The 19,878-nt window shown below is 62.6% G+C and carries 17 protein-coding genes; 4 read left to right on the forward strand and 13 right to left on the reverse strand.

Going from position 1 to position 19,878, the window contains the following annotated elements; all coding sequences use genetic code 11:
- Positions 1-107: 107 nt before the first annotated feature.
- Positions 108-872: a GntR family transcriptional regulator gene (locus NKI88_RS21245; RefSeq protein ID WP_352657038.1), complete on the forward strand. Its 765-nt coding sequence runs from the start codon at positions 108-110 to the stop codon at positions 870-872.
- A gap of 205 nt (positions 873-1,077) precedes the next feature.
- Positions 1,078-1,860, forward strand: coding sequence for a transcriptional repressor LexA (lexA, locus tag NKI88_RS21250; RefSeq protein WP_023684703.1), 783 nt, complete (start codon positions 1,078-1,080; stop codon positions 1,858-1,860).
- Here the strand turns inward: lexA and NKI88_RS21255 are convergent.
- Positions 1,854-4,310: a ComEC/Rec2 family competence protein gene (locus tag NKI88_RS21255; protein ID WP_352657041.1), complete on the reverse strand. Its 2,457-nt coding sequence runs from the start codon at positions 4,308-4,310 to the stop codon at positions 1,854-1,856. The two genes, lexA and NKI88_RS21255, sit on opposite strands and share 7 nt — an antisense overlap.
- Before the next feature lie 112 nt (positions 4,311-4,422).
- On the reverse strand, positions 4,423-4,839 hold the full coding sequence (gene arr / locus NKI88_RS21260; protein ID WP_352657043.1) for an NAD(+)--rifampin ADP-ribosyltransferase: 417 nt from the start codon (positions 4,837-4,839) through the stop codon (positions 4,423-4,425).
- Positions 4,840-5,301: 462 nt separating this feature from the next.
- On the opposite strand from arr, the gene gltX reads away from it, so the two are divergent.
- Both gltX and gltA read left to right on the forward strand, forming a co-directional pair.
- On the forward strand, positions 5,302-6,726 hold the full coding sequence (gene gltX, locus NKI88_RS21265; protein ID WP_352657046.1) for a glutamate--tRNA ligase: 1,425 nt from the start codon (positions 5,302-5,304) through the stop codon (positions 6,724-6,726).
- 181 nt (positions 6,727-6,907) lie between these two features.
- Complete coding sequence (gltA, locus tag NKI88_RS21270) at positions 6,908-8,239, forward strand: citrate synthase (RefSeq protein ID WP_023671037.1); 1,332 nt, start codon at positions 6,908-6,910, stop codon at positions 8,237-8,239.
- A gap of 143 nt (positions 8,240-8,382) precedes the next feature.
- Here the strand turns inward: gltA and lpxB are convergent, their stop codons facing one another.
- From lpxB to pyrH, 11 genes are all read right to left on the reverse strand, one after another.
- A complete protein-coding gene (gene lpxB / locus NKI88_RS21275; protein WP_352657047.1) occupies positions 8,383-9,561 on the reverse strand; it encodes a lipid-A-disaccharide synthase in 1,179 nt (392 codons plus the stop codon).
- Positions 9,551-10,453: an LpxI family protein gene (locus NKI88_RS21280; protein ID WP_023824869.1), complete on the reverse strand. Its 903-nt coding sequence runs from the start codon at positions 10,451-10,453 to the stop codon at positions 9,551-9,553. Before NKI88_RS21280 ends, lpxB begins: the two co-directional genes overlap by 11 nt.
- On the reverse strand, positions 10,440-11,273 hold the full coding sequence (gene lpxA, locus NKI88_RS21285) for an acyl-ACP--UDP-N-acetylglucosamine O-acyltransferase (protein ID WP_352657049.1): 834 nt from the start codon (positions 11,271-11,273) through the stop codon (positions 10,440-10,442). The genes NKI88_RS21280 and lpxA overlap by 14 nt, the downstream gene beginning before the upstream one ends.
- A gap of 15 nt (positions 11,274-11,288) precedes the next feature.
- Positions 11,289-11,741: a 3-hydroxyacyl-ACP dehydratase FabZ gene (fabZ, locus tag NKI88_RS21290; protein ID WP_023684696.1), complete on the reverse strand. Its 453-nt coding sequence runs from the start codon at positions 11,739-11,741 to the stop codon at positions 11,289-11,291.
- A 1-nt stretch (position 11,742) separates the two neighbouring features.
- Positions 11,743-12,801 (reverse strand): UDP-3-O-(3-hydroxymyristoyl)glucosamine N-acyltransferase, encoded by a 1,059-nt coding sequence (gene lpxD / locus NKI88_RS21295; RefSeq protein ID WP_023671032.1) that lies wholly within the window; start codon positions 12,799-12,801, stop codon positions 11,743-11,745.
- 77 nt (positions 12,802-12,878) lie between these two features.
- Positions 12,879-15,245, reverse strand: a complete 2,367-nt coding sequence (bamA, locus tag NKI88_RS21300; protein ID WP_352657052.1) for an outer membrane protein assembly factor BamA — start codon at positions 15,243-15,245, stop codon at positions 12,879-12,881.
- Positions 15,246-15,462: 217 nt separating this feature from the next.
- Entirely contained in the window at positions 15,463-16,605 is a 1,143-nt protein-coding gene (rseP, locus tag NKI88_RS21305) for an RIP metalloprotease RseP (RefSeq protein ID WP_352513708.1), read from the reverse strand.
- Positions 16,606-16,708: 103 nt separating this feature from the next.
- The gene (locus NKI88_RS21310) at positions 16,709-17,524 is read right to left on the reverse strand and encodes a phosphatidate cytidylyltransferase (protein ID WP_352657054.1); all 816 of its coding nucleotides are present in this window, start codon (positions 17,522-17,524) and stop codon (positions 16,709-16,711) included.
- Between the two features lie 11 nt (positions 17,525-17,535).
- Entirely contained in the window at positions 17,536-18,258 is a 723-nt protein-coding gene (locus NKI88_RS21315; RefSeq protein WP_023748403.1) for an isoprenyl transferase, read from the reverse strand.
- Between the two features lie 31 nt (positions 18,259-18,289).
- A complete protein-coding gene (gene frr, locus NKI88_RS21320) occupies positions 18,290-18,844 on the reverse strand; it encodes a ribosome recycling factor (RefSeq protein WP_023671027.1) in 555 nt (184 codons plus the stop codon).
- 100 nt (positions 18,845-18,944) lie between these two features.
- Positions 18,945-19,667: a UMP kinase gene (pyrH, locus tag NKI88_RS21325; protein ID WP_023671026.1), complete on the reverse strand. Its 723-nt coding sequence runs from the start codon at positions 19,665-19,667 to the stop codon at positions 18,945-18,947.
- Positions 19,668-19,878: the final 211 nt, after the last annotated feature.

Here is a 19,878-nt window from a genome sequence, read left to right on the forward strand (position 1 = left end):
GATCTTGAGTGGTCGCCCCTTGAGCTGTCAAACATTATATATAATTCATCCGTTGAAAGGCTTTGATATATAATGATCCGCCGAGCGTTTATGTCTGATGGATCACGATGCTGGATGACGAGCAGACCTCGAAGACGGAAGTGGCCTATCGCCTGCTCAGGCGCGATATTCTTGCGACCCGGCTGGCGCCTGCCGCGCCGTTGAAGCTGAGCACGCTGCGCAACACCTACGGCATCGGCTGGACGCCGTTGCGCGAGGCGCTGTCGCGGCTGGAGGCGGAACGGCTTGTGACCGCCATCAGCAACCGCGGGTTTGCGGTCGCTCCCGTCTCTCGGGCGGAGCTCGAGGATTTGGCGCGTGCGCGGCTGGTGGTCGAACTGCCCCTGCTGGTGGAATCGATCGAGAAGGGCGACCGTGAGTGGGAAGACGCGGTCGTTGCCGCCCACTATCGTCTCTCACGGTGCGGGTCTATTCTCGACGATCCATCGGATGATGCGGTCGACGCGTGGTACGAAAAACACGATGCCTTCCATGCGGCGCTGCTCAGTGCCGCGACATCCAGCTGGCTGCTGCGCTTCAATGCAACGATTTCCGACCAATTGCATCGCCATCACCGCTTTCTGGGTCTGGCCCCGACGCTGCGCGCCGCCGCCGGCCGCACGGACGGACACCGGAAGGCCGTGGCGGCCCTGCGCGACGCCGTGGCGATCGAACACCATACCGCCCTGATGGAAGCGGCCCTCGATCGCGACGTCGAACGTGCGAAGACTCTGATGACCGCTCACATCGGCTACACGCTGCGGGTCTATGCCCAGAGAGAACCCCGCGCGGATGCTGCGCAGCCCCGTCCGAAAAGGAAGCGGCGATCGTAGCCGACGACGCAGGGCACTTTGTCTTCGTTTCACCCCGTTGCTGGCAACCGGGCGCAGGCGGCGCTCGCAGCGCCGAACGTTACGCTGAACAAAACGCCAACACATTCATTAAACTTTAAAAGGTTGCGGAACACAACTGGAACAGATAGTGTTTGTTCTGGGTTTGTTTTTTCTGATTCTGGTTTCAGAACCCTTGGGGGCCGCGATGCTGACGCGCAAACAACATGAGCTTCTGATGTTCATCCATGAACGCCTGAAGGAGAGCGGAATCCCGCCGTCCTTCGACGAGATGAAGGAAGCGCTCGACCTCGCCTCCAAGTCCGGCATCCACCGCCTGATCACGGCGCTTGAGGAGCGCGGTTTCATTCGCCGGCTGCCGAACCGGGCGCGCGCGCTGGAAGTGCTGCGGCTGCCCGACTCGATCGCACCAGGCCTCAATGCGGCGAGGAAGTTTTCGCCGAGCGTCATTCAGGGCAGTCTTGGTCAAACCGGCCAAGGGCAAGGCGGCCAAGGACAAGGCGCGTTGGGCCAAGGCGGTCTCGGCCGCCAGATCAAGCCGGGCTCGCCGTCGCGTTCGATGTCGGCCGGCAATGACGATGCCGTTTCCGCGATTTCAATCCCGGTTATGGGACGCATCGCCGCCGGCGTGCCGATCGACGCCATCCAGCATCAGACCCATTCGATCTCGGTGCCGCCCGATATGATCATGGGCGGCGAACACTACGCGCTCGAGGTCAAGGGCGATTCGATGATCGAGGCCGGCATTTTCGATGGCGACACGGTCATCATCCGCAATGCCGACACAGCCAGCCCCGGCGAGATCGTGGTGGCGTTGGTCGACGATGAGGAAGCGACCCTGAAACGCTTCCGCCGCAAGGGCGCCTCGATCGCCCTGGAAGCCGCCAACCCGGCCTACGAGACCCGCATTTTTGGACCGGACAGGGTGAAGGTGCAGGGCAAGCTTGTCGGATTGATCCGGCGCTACTGAGCCGGCTTGGGTTTGTACTTTTCACGCTGGTTGTAAGGCGGCAGGCCGCGCGCTTCGCGGGAGAAGCGGCGTTGCTCGTGCCAGGGGCGATACGGCTTGTCGACGGCGAAGCGGATGGTTGGCGCTGCAGCTGCCGATTGCGGATCGAAGAAGACGGCGGCGCTGCCGTCGCGGGCCAGCTGTTTCTTCGTCACGACCAGCACCAGCGGGTCGCGGCACGGATTGTAGGCGGTGGCGTCATCGATGACGATCAGGCTCGCGAAGGCACAGGCCGGCCGCGCCGTCTTGCGGTCTTTCGCAAGCGCTACAATGGCTCCGGAAGGGTGCCGGGCGATACAGAGATCGCCGGTGCAATAGAAGGGCGAGCCGGGCGGCAGATCGAGCGGATCGAGATCGAACCGCGTATCTGTTGCCTCGAAAATCTCAGGTGGGATAATGGTTTCGGCCCGCAGCGCCCGTTTCCAATTGTCCGTGGTGAATTCGTTGGAGCGTTCGCGGTTGAGGGCGAGTTCGCCGCCACCGATCGGCATGGCCACCAGATGCGCATCCTCGGATATGAGCACGTCGGGCGTAAGCACCTGCGGCACCGTCAACAGGCCGGCCAGCACGAAAGGCACGGCCGCCAACCTGAGCCAGGTGGTGGCCATGGTGGCGATGACGAGGGCGACCGCCACCAACAGCACCGAGCGGATGGAGATCAGCCCGACGGCGTCGACCGGCGAGCGCTCGGAAATCCAGGCCGATATAGCGATCATCGCCATCAGACCCTTGCCCATCACATAGAGGAACGGCCCGTCGGCGCCGAACGGCATCGCCAGTGCGCTGAGCACGGCAAAGGGCATGACGATCAACGAAACAATCGGCATCACGGCCAGATTGGCGATCAGGCTGAGCGGCGACACACGCTGAAAATGCCAGATGGCGAACAGCAAGGTTGCACTGCCGGCGATGATCGAGGTCATGGCGAGGCCGCCCATGGCCAGCGCGAATTTTCGCGACAGGAAGCCGACGAAGGAGCGCTTTGCCGGCGGCGTTCTCACCTTGTCGGCGCGGTAATCGGCCCAGCCGGCATAGGCGCCGACAAGGGCGGCGGTGGCGGCAAACGACATCTGGAAGCTGGGACCGACCACCTCGTGCGGCGACACCAGGATGACGGCAATGGCGGAGATCGCCAGATTGCGCATGGTGAGTGCGGCGCGATCAAACAGCACGGCGACAAGCATGACCGCCAGCATGATGAAGCTGCGCTCGGCGGCAACCACGACGCCTGAAATGACGAGATAGGCGGCGATGGAGACGAGTGCTGCCACTGCTGCATATTTCTTGACTGGGCGGCGCGAAGAGAAATCGGGAAACAGCGCAAAGGCGCCACGCAGCAACGCCATGATGGTGCCGGCAACCAGCGCCATGTGCAGGCCGGAGATGGAGATGATGTGGTAGATGCCGGTGCGCCGCATCGCTTCGTTGACCTCGTCCGGGATGCCGGCGCGCACCCCGACAATCAACGCCGCGGCAATCTCGCCTTCGGCGCCGCCGATTTTGCCCCTGATATGGTCGGCAATGTTTTCGCGCGCGTTCTCGATTGCCGAGGAGAGCCGCGCGGTCAGCGGCGGCGGTCCCTGCGTAGCAATGGTTTTCGGATTGCCGAGAAAGAAGCCGCTGCCGCCGATACCGGTGAAATAGCTGTCGAAGGAGAAATCGTAGCTCTCCGGCCGCACCGGACCGGTCGGCGGCAACAGCCTGGCATAGCCGGTGATCAGGGAGCCGGCGGTCATATCGGCGGGAACGGTCCGCGCCGAGAGCCTGACCCGCTCCGGGGCGTAGCGCAGCTCGGGGTAAGCGGTCGAAACCACGTCGAGCGTCAGCCTGATGCGGCCGCTTTCCATCTGTTCGAGACTGACGACGCGGCCGGTCAGCCGTGTCTGAATCTCGGAGCCGAGCATCTGCGTTCCGGCGCGCCAGGTCTCGACTTTGGCGGCGACGACGCCGAGCGCGCACAGCATCGCGGCCATGCAGAACAGATGCGTCCTCGGCCGCGATCGCGTGGCGACAGCGCAACATGTCGCCAGCACCACAATGGCGATTGGCTGCGCAAAGCCGGGCTCGCCGGCCAGCGAGAAATAAATGATGACGCCGGCCGCCAGGAAAACCGGCACCAGCAGGAAGGCGACGCCCCGGTCGAGCTCCGTGTTGGCGGCCGCGGCAAGGCTGCGGCGGAGCGCGGGCCATGACGGACGGCGAAGCCGTCTGCGCAGACGGGCGATAGATCCGGGCGCTGTGACTTGCGCCGGCAAGGCGTGACCGGGCAGCGCAGGCGCGACGCCGGGATGCGGCTCAGGCAGCGCGAGGGGCAGCGGCTCGGCATAGGGACTATCGGCAAACAGCGAGCGTTCGCTGACGCTTGCCTCGGCGCCTTCGCCTTCCTTCGTGCCCCGGCCACGTCCAGCCATCGGGTCTGCCCCTTGCGCCCCAGACCTCCTATGCTACATGAACGCGCAAAGCGCGAAAGTCCGTGCGGTCGCGTCCACCGCGCCGGAATTGACCATCACTCGCCAAGGACGCTCAATCCTCAATCATATCCCGGCCCTCCGCCCTCAGGCGAGCAAGCCCATCGTGCATTGCCTTCAATTGTTCGGGTGTATGCCCCTGCCATTCAGCGAGCTCCCCCAGGATGAGTAACGGATCACGGGAGCGGTAGGATTTCGTCGGATTACCGGGAAATTTTTTATCGGTCAGGTTAGGGTCATCCATGAAAAACCCCGTCGGCTTTACGATGTAAATCCTTTGACGACTGTCACCCGTTGCAAGCTCTGCTCCCCAGATGGCGGCTTCCAGTGTCTGGGTGAAATAGATCCATGACAGTGGTTTACCTCTGAAATTGGAAGGGTGGCCGACGCTCAGCAGATCCCCGGGTTTCAAATCCGCCCGGGTGCCATGGTAGAACGGATCACCCTCCGTATGGTCGGCGTTTCTGGTCATCGGTAGTCCTTCTTTCAATCATGCTTCCTTAGTGGCGAGACCGGACTGCACACAGTTGCGGTGTTCACGATAATGATTGCAGAAAGGTCAATATGCGTGACCAAGCCAACGCTGTCACGGCGGCGTTGTAGTCGGGCAGTGCCGCCTCCGTGAAGAAATGTCCGCTCGTCAGAGGAGGCTACCACCGTCGCAGCGATGTTCCAGGCACTGTGACGGACGCTGCAGCCGAATGAAACTCAGACATTGACGCTGCTGCCAAATGAGGTTGCGCGGAGGTGCGAACAGATTTTGTGCTACAAGGCTCCGGCGCCCGTTGACGCAACCGATAATTGGCGACGTGCCCCGGCCTCATCCAGCCATCGGGTCTGCCCCTTGCGCCCCAGACCTCCTATGCTACATGAACGCGCAAAGCGCGAAAGCCCGCGCGATCACGCCCCGCTTTCCAAGGTTCCCGAGAGTTCCATGTCCGACACGGTCGTCACCCGTTTTGCCCCCTCGCCCACCGGCTATCTGCATATAGGCGGCGCGCGCACCGCACTGTTCAACTGGCTGTACGCCAAGCACACCGGCGGCACGATGGTGCTGCGCATCGAGGACACCGACCGCGAACGCTTCAACGAGGCGGCGACACAGGCCATTCTGGATGGGCTGACCTGGCTCGGCCTTTCCTGGGACGGTGAGGCCATATCGCAGTTCGAGCGCGCGCCACGCCACCGTGAGGTGGCCGAGGAGCTGGTGCGCCTGGGCAAGGCCTATTACAGCTACGAGACCCCTGCCGAGCTCGAGGCGATGCGCGAGGCCGCACGCGCCAAGGGCTTGCCGCCGCGCTACAATGGCGCGTGGCGCGATCGTGCCCCCTCGGAGGCGCCTCCCGGCGTCAAGGGCGCCATCCGCATCAAGGCGCCGACCGAGGGCGAAACCGTGGTGCACGACCGTGTGCAGGGCGAGGTGCGCTTCCCCAACAAGGACCTCGACGATTTCATCATCCTGCGCTCGGACGGCAATCCGACCTACATGCATGCCGTCGTCGTCGACGACCATGACATGGGCGTCACCCACATCATCCGTGGCGACGACCATCTGACCAACGCCGCGCGCCAGACGGTGATCTACAACGCGATGGGCTGGGACGTCCCGTCGATGTCGCATATCCCGCTGATCCACGGCGCCGACGGCGCCAAGCTGTCGAAGCGGCACGGCGCACTCGGTGTCGAGGCTTATCGCGCCATGGGCTATCTGCCCGAGGCACTGCTCAACTATCTGGCGCGGCTCGGCTGGAGCCATGGCGACGACGAGATCATGTCGATCAAGGACATGATTTCGTGGTTCGACATCGGCGATGTCAACAAGGGTGCGGCGCGTTTCGACTTCGCCAAGCTCGAGTCAATCAACGGCGCGCATATGCGCAAGATGGCCGATACCGAGCTGTTCGACATTTTCGTCGCCACTCTGCCATACCTCGAAGGCGGATCTGCTATCGCCGCCCGTCTCGACGACGCCAGGAAGGCGCAGCTGCTGGCCGCCTTGCCGGGCCTGAAAGAGCGCGCCAAGACGCTGGTGGAACTGGCCGATGGCGCGGCCTTCCTGTTCGTCGAGCGGCCGCTGCCGATCGACGAGAAGGCGGCAGCACTGCTCAGTGCCGACGCGCGCGCGATCCTGCGCGGCGCACATGCCGCTTTGCAGACTGTTTCGGGCGTTTGGTCGGCTGCCGCGGCTGAAGCCGCGGTGCGCGAGTTCGCAGCGGCCGGCGGCCACAAGCTCGGCGCCGTGGCCCAACCGCTCCGGGCGGCCCTTACCGGGCGTAGCACCTCGCCCGGCGTGTTCGACGTGCTTGCCGTGCTTGGCCGCGAGGAAAGCCTGGCGCGGATTGCGGATCAAATCGATTAGGAGCGAGCTGGCCCAAAAAGATTGGCATTGAAAGGCGGGTTTCGCAGTGCAACATTAGGCCTTGGCCCAATCAGGCACGCACCTCCCAAAATGCGGTGGCGAGTTCGCGCATTCCGGTGATTTCGACGTGTCGTTTGCAGGAATTGCCTTGCCGGCATGAGGAACATGAAGGAGTTTGAGAATGAGCGAAGCTGCGACAAGACTGGAAACCGGCAGCAAGACGACGCACCCGTCGACTGCCACGCTCGAACTGGCCGGCAAGACGCATGAATTCAAGGTGCGAAGCGGGTCGGTCGGGCCCGACGTCATCGACATCGGTGCGCTCTACAACACCACCGGCGCCTTCACCTACGATCCCGGCTTCACTTCGACGGCGAGCTGCGAGTCGGCGATAACCTTCATCGACGGCGATGCCGGCATCCTGCTTCACCGCGGCTATCCCATCGACCAGCTGGCCGAGCATGGCGACTTCCTCGAAGTCTGCTACCTCCTGCTCTACGGCGAACTGCCGACCAAGGCACAGAAGGACGATTTCGACTACCGGGTGACGCGCCACACCATGGTGCACGAGCAGATGTCGCGCTTCTTCACCGGCTTCCGCCGCGACGCGCATCCGATGGCTGTGATGTGCGGCGTGGTCGGCGCGCTGTCGGCCTTCTATCACGACTCCACCGATATTTCGGACCCGTATCAGCGCATGGTCGCCTCGATGCGGCTGATTGCCAAGATGCCGACGATTGCGGCCATGGCCTACAAATACCATATCGGCCAGCCCTTCATTTACCCGAAGAACGAGCTGAACTTCGCCGCCAACTTCCTGCATATGTGCTTTGCGGTGCCGTGCGAGGAATACAAGATCAATCCGGTGCTGGCGCGCGCCATGGAGCGCATCTTCATTCTGCATGCCGACCACGAACAGAACGCCTCGACCTCGACCGTGCGGCTTGCAGGCTCGTCGGGCGCCAATCCGTTCGCCTGCATCGCCGCCGGCATCGCCTGCCTGTGGGGCCCGGCACATGGCGGCGCCAATGAGGCGGCGCTCAACATGCTGGGCGAGATCGGCCATGTCGACCACATCCCGGAATTCATCGCCCGCGCCAAGGACAAGAACGATCCGTTCCGGCTGATGGGCTTTGGCCATCGCGTCTACAAGAACTACGATCCTCGTGCGAAAATCATGCAGAAGACGGCGCATGAAGTGCTGGGCGAACTCGGCATCAAGGACGATCCGCTGCTCGACATCGCCATGGAGCTGGAAAAGATCGCGCTGACCGATTCCTACTTCATCGAAAAGAAGCTCTATCCGAACGTCGATTTCTATTCCGGCATCACGCTGAAGGCGCTGGGCTTCCCCACCACCATGTTCACCGTGCTGTTCGCGGTCGCGCGCACCGTCGGGTGGATCGCGCAGTGGAAGGAAATGATCGAGGATCCCCACCAGAAGATCGGCCGTCCGCGCCAGCTCTACACCGGCGCGCCGGAACGCGACTACGTGCCGATTGCGAAAAGGTGAAAGAGAGTGAATGGTGAATGGTGAATGGTGAATGGTAAGTAGTGAATAGCAGGTAGTAAGTAGCAGCTTGATTATAGGTGAGAGCGCGTTAATCCTATTCACTATTCACTATTCACTATTCACTATTCACTATTCACTATTCACTAAGCCCTATTCGCTCTCCCGATGTGGCGAAGAACGACATCGGCGGCGATGTCGCCGGAGGGTCTGTCCGTGGCCATGCGTCTGGCAACCTCGGCAAAGCCACCCTTTTGCCAGGCGCGGTAGGCGGTGTCTGAGAACAGTGCCTCGAGCTGCCGCGCCAGATAGTGCGGCCGCACATACTGGTTGTAGCTTTCCGGCACGACCGGCCGGTCGGCAATAAGGTTGGGCAAAGCAGCGCTCCACACCGTGATCAGGCTCTGCGCCATCAGCATGATCGGATCGAACTTGTAGCAAGAGATCATCGGGACACCCGACATCGCCAGTTCCAGTGACACCGTTCCAGACGCGATCAGCGCCGCATGGGCCTTGCCGAAGGCCTGCCACTTGCGCTCGGGATCGAGGATGACTTCCGGCTCCTGATCCCAGCGCGCCACCGATGTTTTGACCAGTTCGGCGACATGCGGCACCGTCGGCAGCAACAGCCGCAGCCGGTGGCCACGCGCGCGCAGCGCCGACACCGTCTCGCCGAACGGACCGATAAGCCGGCTCACCTCGCCGCGCCGCGACCCTGGCAGGACGAGCAGCGTCTTGACGTGATCGGCCGAGAGATCGCGTGGCTGGGCTTGCGCCCTGGCCGCGCCCAGCACGCCTGGATCATGCGTGAGGCGATGTCCGACGTAAGTGCCGGGCGGGCCGCCGAGACGGCTGAGCTCCTTTACCTCGAAAGGCAGGATGCACAGTATGTGGTCGACATAGGGCTTCATCGCGGCCGCCCTACCCGGCCGCCACGCCCAGACGCTCGGGCAGACATAATGGACGATCGGGATCGACGGATCGGTGGCGCGGACCTTTTTGGCGACGCGCAGCGAGAAATCGGGGCTGTCGATGGTGATCAGACAGTCGGGTTTTTCGGCGGCGACAGCACTTGCCGTCTGGCTGATCCGCCGCATCAGGCGCGGCAGGTCACGCAGGATCGCGCTGAGCCCCATCAGCGCGATCTCGGCGCCGTCGAACAGCGGCGCCAGTCCGAGCGCCTGCAGATGCCGCCCGCCAGTGCCGACGAGTTGCACCTCGCGCCCGGTCATGCGCTTCAGCGCCTGCACGATGTCGGCGCCCAGCAGGTCGCCGGATTCTTCGCCGGCGACGATGGCAATCTTCAGCGGCTTCTCAGCTGCCATGGACAGACTCCGCAGCCGGCAGGCCGAACACGAACAGGCCGAGCGCATTGGCGCGCGCGAGAACGGCGGGGCCTTCGAGGATGAGCGAACGGCCGGCTTCGACGGCAATGCCGGCGAGCCCAGCGGCATGCGCCGCCTCGACGGTCTGGGGGCCAATAGATGGCAGATCGGCACGCAATTCCTGCCCAGGCTTGGCGCATTTGACCAGGACACCGCGCGTCTTGCCGGCCAGCCTGCCATGGCCGCGCAACTGCTGCGTCCGCTCGAGCAGTCCGTGGGTGCCCTCGACGCCTTCCAGGGCAACAGTGCGGCCACCGATGGCAATTGCCGCCTGACCAATGTCGAGCGCGCCGATGGCCTTTGCCGCCGCGTGTGCCGCCTCGATATCGCGCCAGTCGGACTTTCGCGGCACTGCTTTGGTCAGCGGCCCTTCGGCCGCGACGAGCCGGGGCACGACTTCATGCGCACCGACAACCTTGACGCCCCGTGCCTCCAGGCCGCGGGTCAATATCTTCAACAGCCCGTCATCGCCGCGGGCAAGCGCCATGGCGAGCGAGGGTATAAGTGCCAGTAGCCCAAGGTTCGGACGCATGTCGACCAACCGCGGCCTGCGCCTGATCTCGCCGGCAAGCACAAGATGGGTGATCCGCCGGCGCCTCAGCAACGCAACCAGCGAGCCGATGTCTTCCAGCGCAAGGCTTTCATGCTCATAGATTGTGAGGTCGGACTGACGGTCGGCCTGACCTTCGACCAGGATGATGACGGGCGGATGTCCGGCCTCCGCCAGGCCGGCGGCAACTTCGACCGGCAAGCTACCGCCGCCGGCAATGATGCCGACCCTGGCGTCCGGCGCAAGATCGAGGCCCGTTGAAGTGGCCTCAGCCTTCGTCATCGGCATCGTCGCCGTCGCCACCCTTAAGCGACGGGACGGCAAAATGCCGCTTGCCGCGACTGGTGATGAAATCGATGATTTTCATGGCCGTCGGCGACGACGCAAACTCGGCCTTGGCGAATTCGATGTTCTCGCCGACAGTGCGGGAGCGGTCGAAGATGGTCTTGTAAGCCTTGCGCAGCAGGTAGATTTCGGCGCGCGGCAACCCGGCGCGCTTCAGGCCGATGATGTTGAGTCCACGCAGGCTGGCGCGATTGCCCACCGCAATGGCGTAGGGAATGACATCGCCGACAAAAGCCGAGCAGCCGCCGAGAAAGGCGTTGTCACCAACACGCACGAACTGATGAACGGCGCTGAGGCCGCCAATATAGACGCTGTCACCGACCTCGCAATGGCCGCCCAGGGTCGCGCCATTGGCGAAGGTGGCGTTTTTACCGACGACGCAATCATGGGCAATGTGGGCATAGGCAAGGAAATTGCCGTTGTCGCCGACGGTCGTCTCGCCGCGGCTGGAATCGGTGCCGAGATGCATGGTCACGCCTTCGCGGATCGTGCAGTTCTGGCCGATGACCAAAGTGGTGCGGCCGCCCTTGTGCTTGGTGTTCTGCGGCGGTCCGCCCAGTGTCGCCATTGGATAGACCTTGGTCGCGGCGCCAATGGTTGTCGCGCCCAGCACCGAGACATGGCTGACCAGTTCGACGCGGTCACCGATCACGGCGTCAGCGCCGACATAGCAGAAAGGTCCTATGGCGACGCCTCCGCCGATCTGCGCGCCGGCCTCGATGACGGCCGAGGGGTGGATTGAAGTCTGTATTTTCATGAGCATTTCGAACCGTCAGCCGGTAACCATCATTGCCGAGATCTCGGCTTCGGCGGCCTTTGTGCCCTCCACCATGGCCTCGCAGGCGAATTTGAGCAGGTTGCCGCGCATCTTGATTTTCTTGACGTGGATCTTCAACTGGTCGCCCGGGACGACCGGTTTGCGGAATTTCGCGTTGTCGATGGTCAGGAAATAGACCAGCGACGGCTTTTCCGTGTTGAGGTTACGGATGCAGATCGCGCCGGCCGTCTGCGCCATGGCCTCGACGATGAGCACGCCCGGCATCACCGGCTGGTCCGGGAAATGGCCCTGGAAATGCGGCTCATTGATGGTCACGTTCTTGATGCCGATGGCAGAATCATTGCCGTCGATTTCGATGATGCGGTCGATCATCAGGAACGGATAGCGATGCGGCAAAAGCTTCATCAACCCCAATATATCGACCGCTTCGAGCGTCGCCGGCACCATCTCAGCTACTTCCCCCTTCGCCCTGCTTGCGCGTCCTGGCGAGCTTCCTCAGCATGGCGATCTCGCGCATGGCTTCCGCCATCGGCTGCGCCGGATAGCCTCCCCAGATCTCGCCCGCCGGCACGTTGCTCATGAACCCGCTTCTTGCAGCAAGCTTGGCCCCTGATCCGATGGTCAAATGATCGGCAAGGCCAACGCCGCCGCCCATGGTGACACCGTCGCCGACGGTGACGGAGCCGGAAATACCAGAGAGCCCGGCAATAATGCAATTGCGGCCGATGCGAACGTTATGGGCGATCTGCACCAGATTGTCGATCTTGGTCCCCTGACCGATGACCGTATCCGACATGGCGCCGCGATCGACGGTCGTGTTCGAGCCGATTTCGACATCGTCCTGAATGATGACGCGGCCGACCTGCGGCACACGCTCAGGGCCTTTGGCGCCGCCGACAAAGCCGAAGCCGTCCTGGCCGATCCTGGCGCCGCCATGAATGATGACGCGGTTGCCGATCAGCGCGTACTGGACGCTGACACCTGGTCCGATATAGCCGTCGCGGCCGATCTGGCATGACGGACCGATAACGGCGTGGGGGGCAATGACCGTTCCGCTGCCGATGGAAGCACGCGGGCCGACGACGGCTCCGGCCTCGATGATCGCGCCTGCCTCGATATGCGCCGTGGTATCGACATGAGCTTGCGGCGAGACCCCGGTTTCGCTGGTCATCGGTCCCGGCGTAGCCGCTGTCGGGAACAGCAGCCGGCCGATCATGGCGAAGGCCTGCTGCGGGCGCGGATGCACCAGAACCGCAATGCCGGCCGGCGCCTTGCCGGCGAACTCGGCGGGACAAAACACGGCCGCCGCTTTCAGCGACTGCATCAGCGCGAAATTGCGCTTGCCGTCGACGAAGACGAGCGCACCCTCGCCGCCTTCGTTGGCTGGCGCCAACGCATCGATCGATATGTGGGCAAGATCGGAATCGACAAGCGATGCGCCGGTCAGATTCGCGACTTCGCCGGCCGTATACCGGCGTGATGGCGCGAAGAACACCGGATCGGTCATTCCAGAAGCAATATCCAGCTAGGTCGGATCAATTCTCTTCCGGACCCCAACGGCCCGGAAGCATCGTTACCGCAAGATCAGAAGCGGCTCGACATGCCGAAGTTGAATTCCTGCACGTCGTCGGTCTTTTCCTTCTTGACGGGCATCGCGTAGTCGATGCGGATCGGGCCGAAGGGCGATGACCACAACAAGCCGACACCAACCGACGCGCGCAACTTCATATCAACCGAGGCCTGAGTGACGCCAGGAGTATCAATCTTGCTGCCGTACAGTGTGGCGGCATCAGCAAACACAGCGCCACGCACGCCAAAGCTTTCCGGAATGACCGGTATCGGGAACTGAGCTTCCGCCGAAGCATTGAAATAGGTGGTGCCGCCGAGGTGGTCACCTGTTGCAATATCCACAGGGCCAATGCCACCATACTCGAAGCCGCGGATCATGCGGTCGCTGCTCTTGAACTGATCGAAGATACGCAGTCCATTATCGCCATAGCCCGCGATATGGCCAGCACCGCCGGAGATCAGGCCGACCAGATCCAACTGTTCTGATAGAGTCTGGTAGACGGTGCCGCGACCGGTAACCTTGACGAATTTGGCATCGCCACCAAGGCCGGCCACTTCCACAGTCGTGGTGGCGTAGATGCCTTCATGCGGGCTCTTCATGTCGTCTATGGTGTTGTAGACCAAGCCGAGACTGACGGACGATTTGATCCAAGGGCTTTCATCAATACCCTCTCGAATTGCGGCAGAAACGTCGCATTTCGAGGGATCATAGGTGCCGCTGGTCAAGCAGTCATCATCATATTTATACTTTTCCTGCGCGATATTGTACGCTAGCTGCGTCGAGATATTATCGGTGATCGGCAGGCCGAAGCGAACCGTCGCACCCAGCGTCTCGCTGTCGTAGTCCGAATAATTTCGCGTCTGCTGGAAGATATCGAAACCGGCGGCGATACGGCGCCCGAGGAAATAGGGCTCGGTGAAGGACAGGCTGTAGTCGCGCGAATTCTTGCCGCCGCCGGCCGAGACCTTGATGTACTGGCCGCGACCGAGGAAGTTGCGCTCCGCAACCGATCCCTCGACGGACGGACCGGCAGTCTCGCCACCGGTCGAATAACCGGCGCCGATCGAGAACTCACCAGTCGACTTCTCGACCACGTCGACCACAAGCACGACCTGGTCAGGCTCGGAACCCGGAACAGTCGAAATGTCGACTTTCTCAAAATAATCCAGCGCTTCCAGCCGCTTCTTCGCGCGCTGAATGAGAACCTGGTTGAAGGCGTCGCCTTCGCTGACATCGAATTCGCGCCGAATGACATAGTCGCGCGTGCGGTCGTTGCCGCGGATTTCGATGCGCTCGACATAGGCCTTGGTGCCCTGGTCGATCGTGTAGACGACCGAAATGGTGTGACTCTCGAAGTTACGGTCGCCGCGCGGCGTCACCTGGGCGAAGGCATAACCAGAACCCGCCACCTTCTCGCTCAGCGCGATGATGGTGTCCTCGACATCCTTGGCGTTGTAGACGTCGCCCTTGTGGGTCTGAACCACCGATTCCAGCGCCTTCGAGTCGACTTCGGGAATGGTGCTCTCGACGCTGACGTCGCCGAACGTATAGCGGTCCCCTTCCTGGACGGTGATGGTAACGGTGTATTGGTTGGTCGTGTCGTCGAGCTCGCCGACAGCAGAGACCACCTGGAAGTCAGCATAGCCGTGATTGTAATAGAAGCGGCGAAGCGATTCCTGGTCGGCGCGAAGCTTGTCCTCGTCATAGACGTCGTCACGCAGCACGAAGGACAGGAAGCTTGAGCGCTTGGTGGCGATGACGTCGGACAGGCGGCGACTCGAATAGGCGCTGTTGCCGACGAAATTGACTGCGGCGATCTTGGTGCGGCCGCCTTCGTTGATGTTGAAGACCACGTTCACGCGGTTGTCGCCGAGGTCCATGATCTGCGTCGTCACGGCGGCATCGTCGCGGCCAATTCGCTTGTAGGCAGCTTTCACCGCCTCGACATCGGAGTCCAGCGTTGCCTGCGAGAACGTTCCGCGTGGCTTCAACTGCACGGCGATTGCCAGCGCATTGTCCTTGAGCTTCTTGTTGCCCTGGAACAGAACCTGGTTCACGACCTGATATTCGGCAACCTTGACCACCAGCGTCGAACCGACCTGATTGATCTGAACGTCCGAGAACAGCCCGGTACCAAACAGTGCCTTGACCGCATCGTCGATATCGGCGCTGGAAAACGCCTTGCCCGGCTTGATCGTGATGTAGTTGCGGATGGTGTCGGCGTCTACGCGCTGGTTGCCGTTGACCTCGACTCTCGAGACAACGGCTGCTTGCGCCGCAGATGTGGCAACGAACTGCACGGCGAGCGCACCTGGTACAACCAGAGCGGCGGACATAGCCACCGCGGACGCGGCGCTCAAAAATTTGGATGCTGCCTTCATCGGGCTTTTGTACCTTTTCTCGAAGTCCCCACGGCGAGAAAACCGGACGTGCGGTAATTTCTCCTACCGTATTAACCGGATTTTCCCTACACGCAAGGCTTCAGGTTAATTTGTAATTACTTAACCCTGATGCGTGGCTTTCCCGTCACGCATACCCCCGTGCATGGTAAACGGCGTCTCAACATTGCCGGTGCTGAAGCCAAATTTCTTCATGATTTCAGCACCCAAACAGATCGTTCCAGAAGACGAAGCCCATAAATCCCAGCACCAGAAAGAGGCCGGCCCGGTATCCCATTTCCATCATCCGCTCCGATACCGGACGCCGGAAAACGGCTTCGAGTGCGTAGAACAGGAGGTGGCCGCCGTCGAGGGGGGGAATCGGCAAAAGGTTCAGAATTCCGATCCCGACCGACAGTCCGGCGACGAGTTGCACCAGCCACAGGAAGCCAAGCTTTGCCGCCTGCCCCGACATCTTGGCGATCTTGATCGGGCCGCCCAGCTGGCATTTGTCTTCGCGGCCGACAACGAATCGCTGCAGGAACTGGCCGGTGCGCTGAATGACGTGCCCCGTCTCCTCGACCGCGGCGCCGACTGCTCCGACAGGGCTGTAGGTGATCAGCCTGGGCTGGCCGACATCCTTGTTGTTGACGACGCCGATGACGGCCACCTTGACCTTGTTGCCCAGTGCGTCCAGCTGCTCCATCGGCTCCGGCGTCGCGACGACCGTGACCTCCTTGCCGTCGCGCAACATGGTGAAGGTGATGGCGTCGCCGCCGCGGCCCGAAACTAGGCGCTGGACGTCGGCGAAGGTCTCAACCTTGCTGCCGTCGACGGCGACGAATCGGTCGCCTGGCAAAATGCCGGCCCTTGCGGCTGGACTGCCGGCGGTGACCGCCGCCACCATCGGCTCAAACACAGGGCGGCCATAGAGGGAAAACAGCACGGCAAAGACGGCAATGGTCAAAAGGAAGTTGAACAGCGGTCCGGCCACCACCGTGGCGGCGCGTTTCCAGATGGGTTGCGTGTGGAAGGCGACCTTGCGTTCAGCGTCAGTCAGCGTTTCCAGATCTTCCGAACTCGGCTGGCTCGACGTGGCGCTCATGTCGCCGACGAATTTGACATAACCGCCGAGCGGTATGGCGCAGAGCTTCCAGCGCGTGCCGTGGCTGTCGTTGAAGCCGAGAAGTTCGGGGCCGAAGCCGATCGAAAAGGCCTTCACGCCAATGCCGCACCAGCGGCCGACCAGGTAATGGCCCATTTCGTGAATGAAGACGACTACGGTCAGCACGAACAGAAACGGCACCAGCGTGCCGAGGACAAAGCCTTCCGTGCTGAACAACGCGTGAAGAATTTCGTTCAAGTCATGCCCTCAAATTCACCCGCGGCAAAAGGTGTCGCCGCGACTGTGACATCAATCCAGGCGAATCCGTGGCGTGCGCCATTTCTTCGCCGTGAAATATCACTCAAGCCGGAAACAGCCCCTGCGCCGGATGATCGGCGCCCGCCGAAATCCAGCCGATCACGTATAGGGCAAAAGCCGCCGCGACAAGCCCGTCCACCCTGTCCATGACACCGCCATGCCCGGGTATCAACGCGCTTGAATCCTTGCGGCCGTGGCGGCGCTTGACCCAGGATTCGAAGAGATCGCCAGCCTGGGCAACAATCGACAGCACCAGCGCAACCAAGGCGAGGACGCCAAGATTGCCGGCCCCGGCGGCGGCAGCCAGAAGCACGCCGGCGGCCACGCCGCCGACAGCGCCGCCAAGCGCGCCGCTCTGCGTCTTGCCGGGGGATATAGATGGCGCGAGCTTGCGCCCACCGACGGAGCGGCCGACGAAATAGGCGAAGATGTCGGTCGCCCAGACCACGGCGAACAGAAACAGGATTGCGACCAGGCCGGGATGGTCGCCGCCGCGCAGCAGCGCCAGCGATAAGCCGGACAAAGCCGCGTAGGCAAGACCGGCTGCATCCCATTGCGCCGCTCCATGCATACGGGCGCCGACAGCAGCGACCACAACCATGGCCAGGACAAGAGACAGAAGCCACGATGCCGGCACGCCTGCAACCAGGGCGACGACGAAAACCAGAAGCAGCGCTTCGGGAATGAAGCCGAGGGTCGCACCGGCCAAGGGGCGCGACATGCGCGCCCATTCATAGAAGATGACGGCCGATATCCCGGCGCAAAGCAGGCGGAACCACAGCCCTCCCAACCAGGTCAGGCCAAGCGCTATTGCGGCCAGCACCAGCGCCGAGACGATGCGAAGCTGAAGATTGTTCATCCCGCCGCCGATCACGAGGCAGCAACATCTTGAGCGGCAAGCCCGCCAAAACGGCGCTCGCGGCCAGCAAAATCGCGCAATGCGTCGGCCAGGTGTTCGCGGCTGAAGTCAGGCCAGTAGCAAGGCAGAAAAACCAGTTCGCTGTAGGCTGCCTGCCACAGAAGGAAGTTCGACAGCCGAAGCTCGCCACTGGTGCGGATGACCAGCTCCGGATCGGGAATGCCTGCGGTGTCGAGGGCGCCGGCAAAAGTGTCTGCCGTGATCGCCTCTGCGTCGATCTCGCCGCGCGCCACTGCGGCTGCGAGCTTGCGTGCCGTGCGCACGATCTCGTCGCGCCCGCCATAGTTGAAGGCGATGACCAAGGTCAGCGATTCATTGCGCGCAGTCAGCGATTCGGCCTCTTCGAGCAGGCCCCTGATGTCCGGCTGCAGCCCCGCCCTGTCACCGATGATCCTGACGCGCACGCCGTTCTGGTGCAGTTCGGCCAGATCGCGGCGGATGAACAGCTTCAAAAGCCCCATCAGGTCGCTCACTTCGGCCTTGGGCCGCGACCAGTTTTCCGATGAAAAGGCGTAGACGGTCAGGAAGGAAATGCCGAGACCGGGCGCGGCGCGCACCGTCTTGCGCAGCGCTTCGACGCCGGCGCGATGGCCGGCAAGCCGCGGCATGCCGCGCGCCTTGGCCCAGCGTCCGTTTCCATCCATGATGATAGCGACATGCGCGGGCGTTGCCATTGTCTCGCTTTCGGGCCGGTGTGGGCCGACCCTAGACCTGCATGATTTCAGCTTCCTTATCGGAAAGCAGGTGATCGATGGTGCTGATCGTCTCGTCGGTCAGCTTCTGGACCTGATCGGAGCGCTTCCGCTGATCGTCCTCGCTGATGTCGCCGTCCTTTTCCGCCTTCTTCAAGAAGTCCATGCCGTCGCGACGGACATGGCGCACCGCAACGCGGGCGTTCTCGGCGTAGCCATGCGAGATCTTGACCAGTTCCTTGCGGCGCTGCTCGTTGAGCTCGGGCAGCGGAATCCTGAGGTTGGTGCCGTCGACGATCGGATTGAAGCCGAGATTGGATTCTCTGATGGCACGATCGACCGCGCCGACCATCGACTTGTCCCAGACCGAAACCGAAATCATGCGCGGCTCCGGCACCGACACGTTCGCCACCTGGTTGATGGGCATGGTGGTGCCGTAGGCCTGGACCTGGATGGCGTCGAGCAGATTGCTGGAGGCACGGCCGGTGCGCAGCGAAGCCAGATCGTGCTTGAAGGCGGCGATCGCGCCATCCATGCGCCGCTTGAGGTCGTCGAACTCACCACTCATCTTAGTCTCCTCGACCCGTTTGATCCGGGTTCACTGCTTAGGGCCTATATTCGGACCCTCTTTCAAAAACTGATCCCTTTTTAGGAGAGTATACTCCGGATTATTCGTCGGCGACGATCGTGCAACGGCCGCCGCCCCGCAGAATATCGCCGAAACCACCTTTTTCGTGGATCGAATAGACGATTATCGGGATGTTGTTTTCGCGCGCAAGTGCAATTGCGGCGGTATCCATGATCGAAAGGCCCTTGTTGATGACTTCGGCATGGCTGATGCGCTCGAAGCGGGTCGCATTCGGATCCTTCTTGGGATCGGCCGAATAGACGCCGTCGACCTGGGTGCCCTTGAACAGCGCGTCGGCGCCGATCTCGGCGGCGCGCAAGGCCGCGGCCGAATCGGTGGTGAAGAACGGATTGCCGGTGCCGCCGGCGAAAATGACGACCTTGCCCTGGTTCATATAGGCGGTGGCCTGGCGCTGGGAAAAACTCTCGCAAAGTTCGGGCATGGCGATGGCCGACAGCACGACGGCGTCGACGCCGATCTTGTTCAGCGAGGTGCGCAGCGCCAGCGAGTTGATGACGGTGGCCAGCATGCCCATGTGGTCGCCGGTGACACGGTCGCCGCCCTTGGATGCCACCGCCACGCCGCGAAAGATATTGCCGCCGCCAATGACGACGCCGACCTCGATACCAAGTGCGCGGGCTTCGGCGATGTCGGCGGCGATTCGGTCGACCACCGAGACATCGATGCCGAAATGCTGCTCGCCCATCAACGCTTCGCCCGATGCTTTCAGCAGGACACGTCGATAGAGGGGCTTTGCCGTCATCTGGACCTCGTCATTATTGCGTGTGGCAGCCTGGGCAGGCCGCCCTCGCGCGGGCGCCGCCGCTGGCGCGATGCCGAGTTCCGATACACGACGGGCGGCCGGCTGGTCCCCGGCCCCCCCACCCCCCATACGCCCCGCCCGCCCGGGCCCGCCGGGAGGGGGGTTGGTGACGCGGGCGCGCCCCCGCACCCCAGGCGGGGGCACTCCCCCC

The sequence above is a fragment of the Mesorhizobium sp. M0317 genome (assembly GCF_040321555.1).
Taxonomy (GTDB): Bacteria; Pseudomonadota; Alphaproteobacteria; order Rhizobiales; family Rhizobiaceae; genus Mesorhizobium.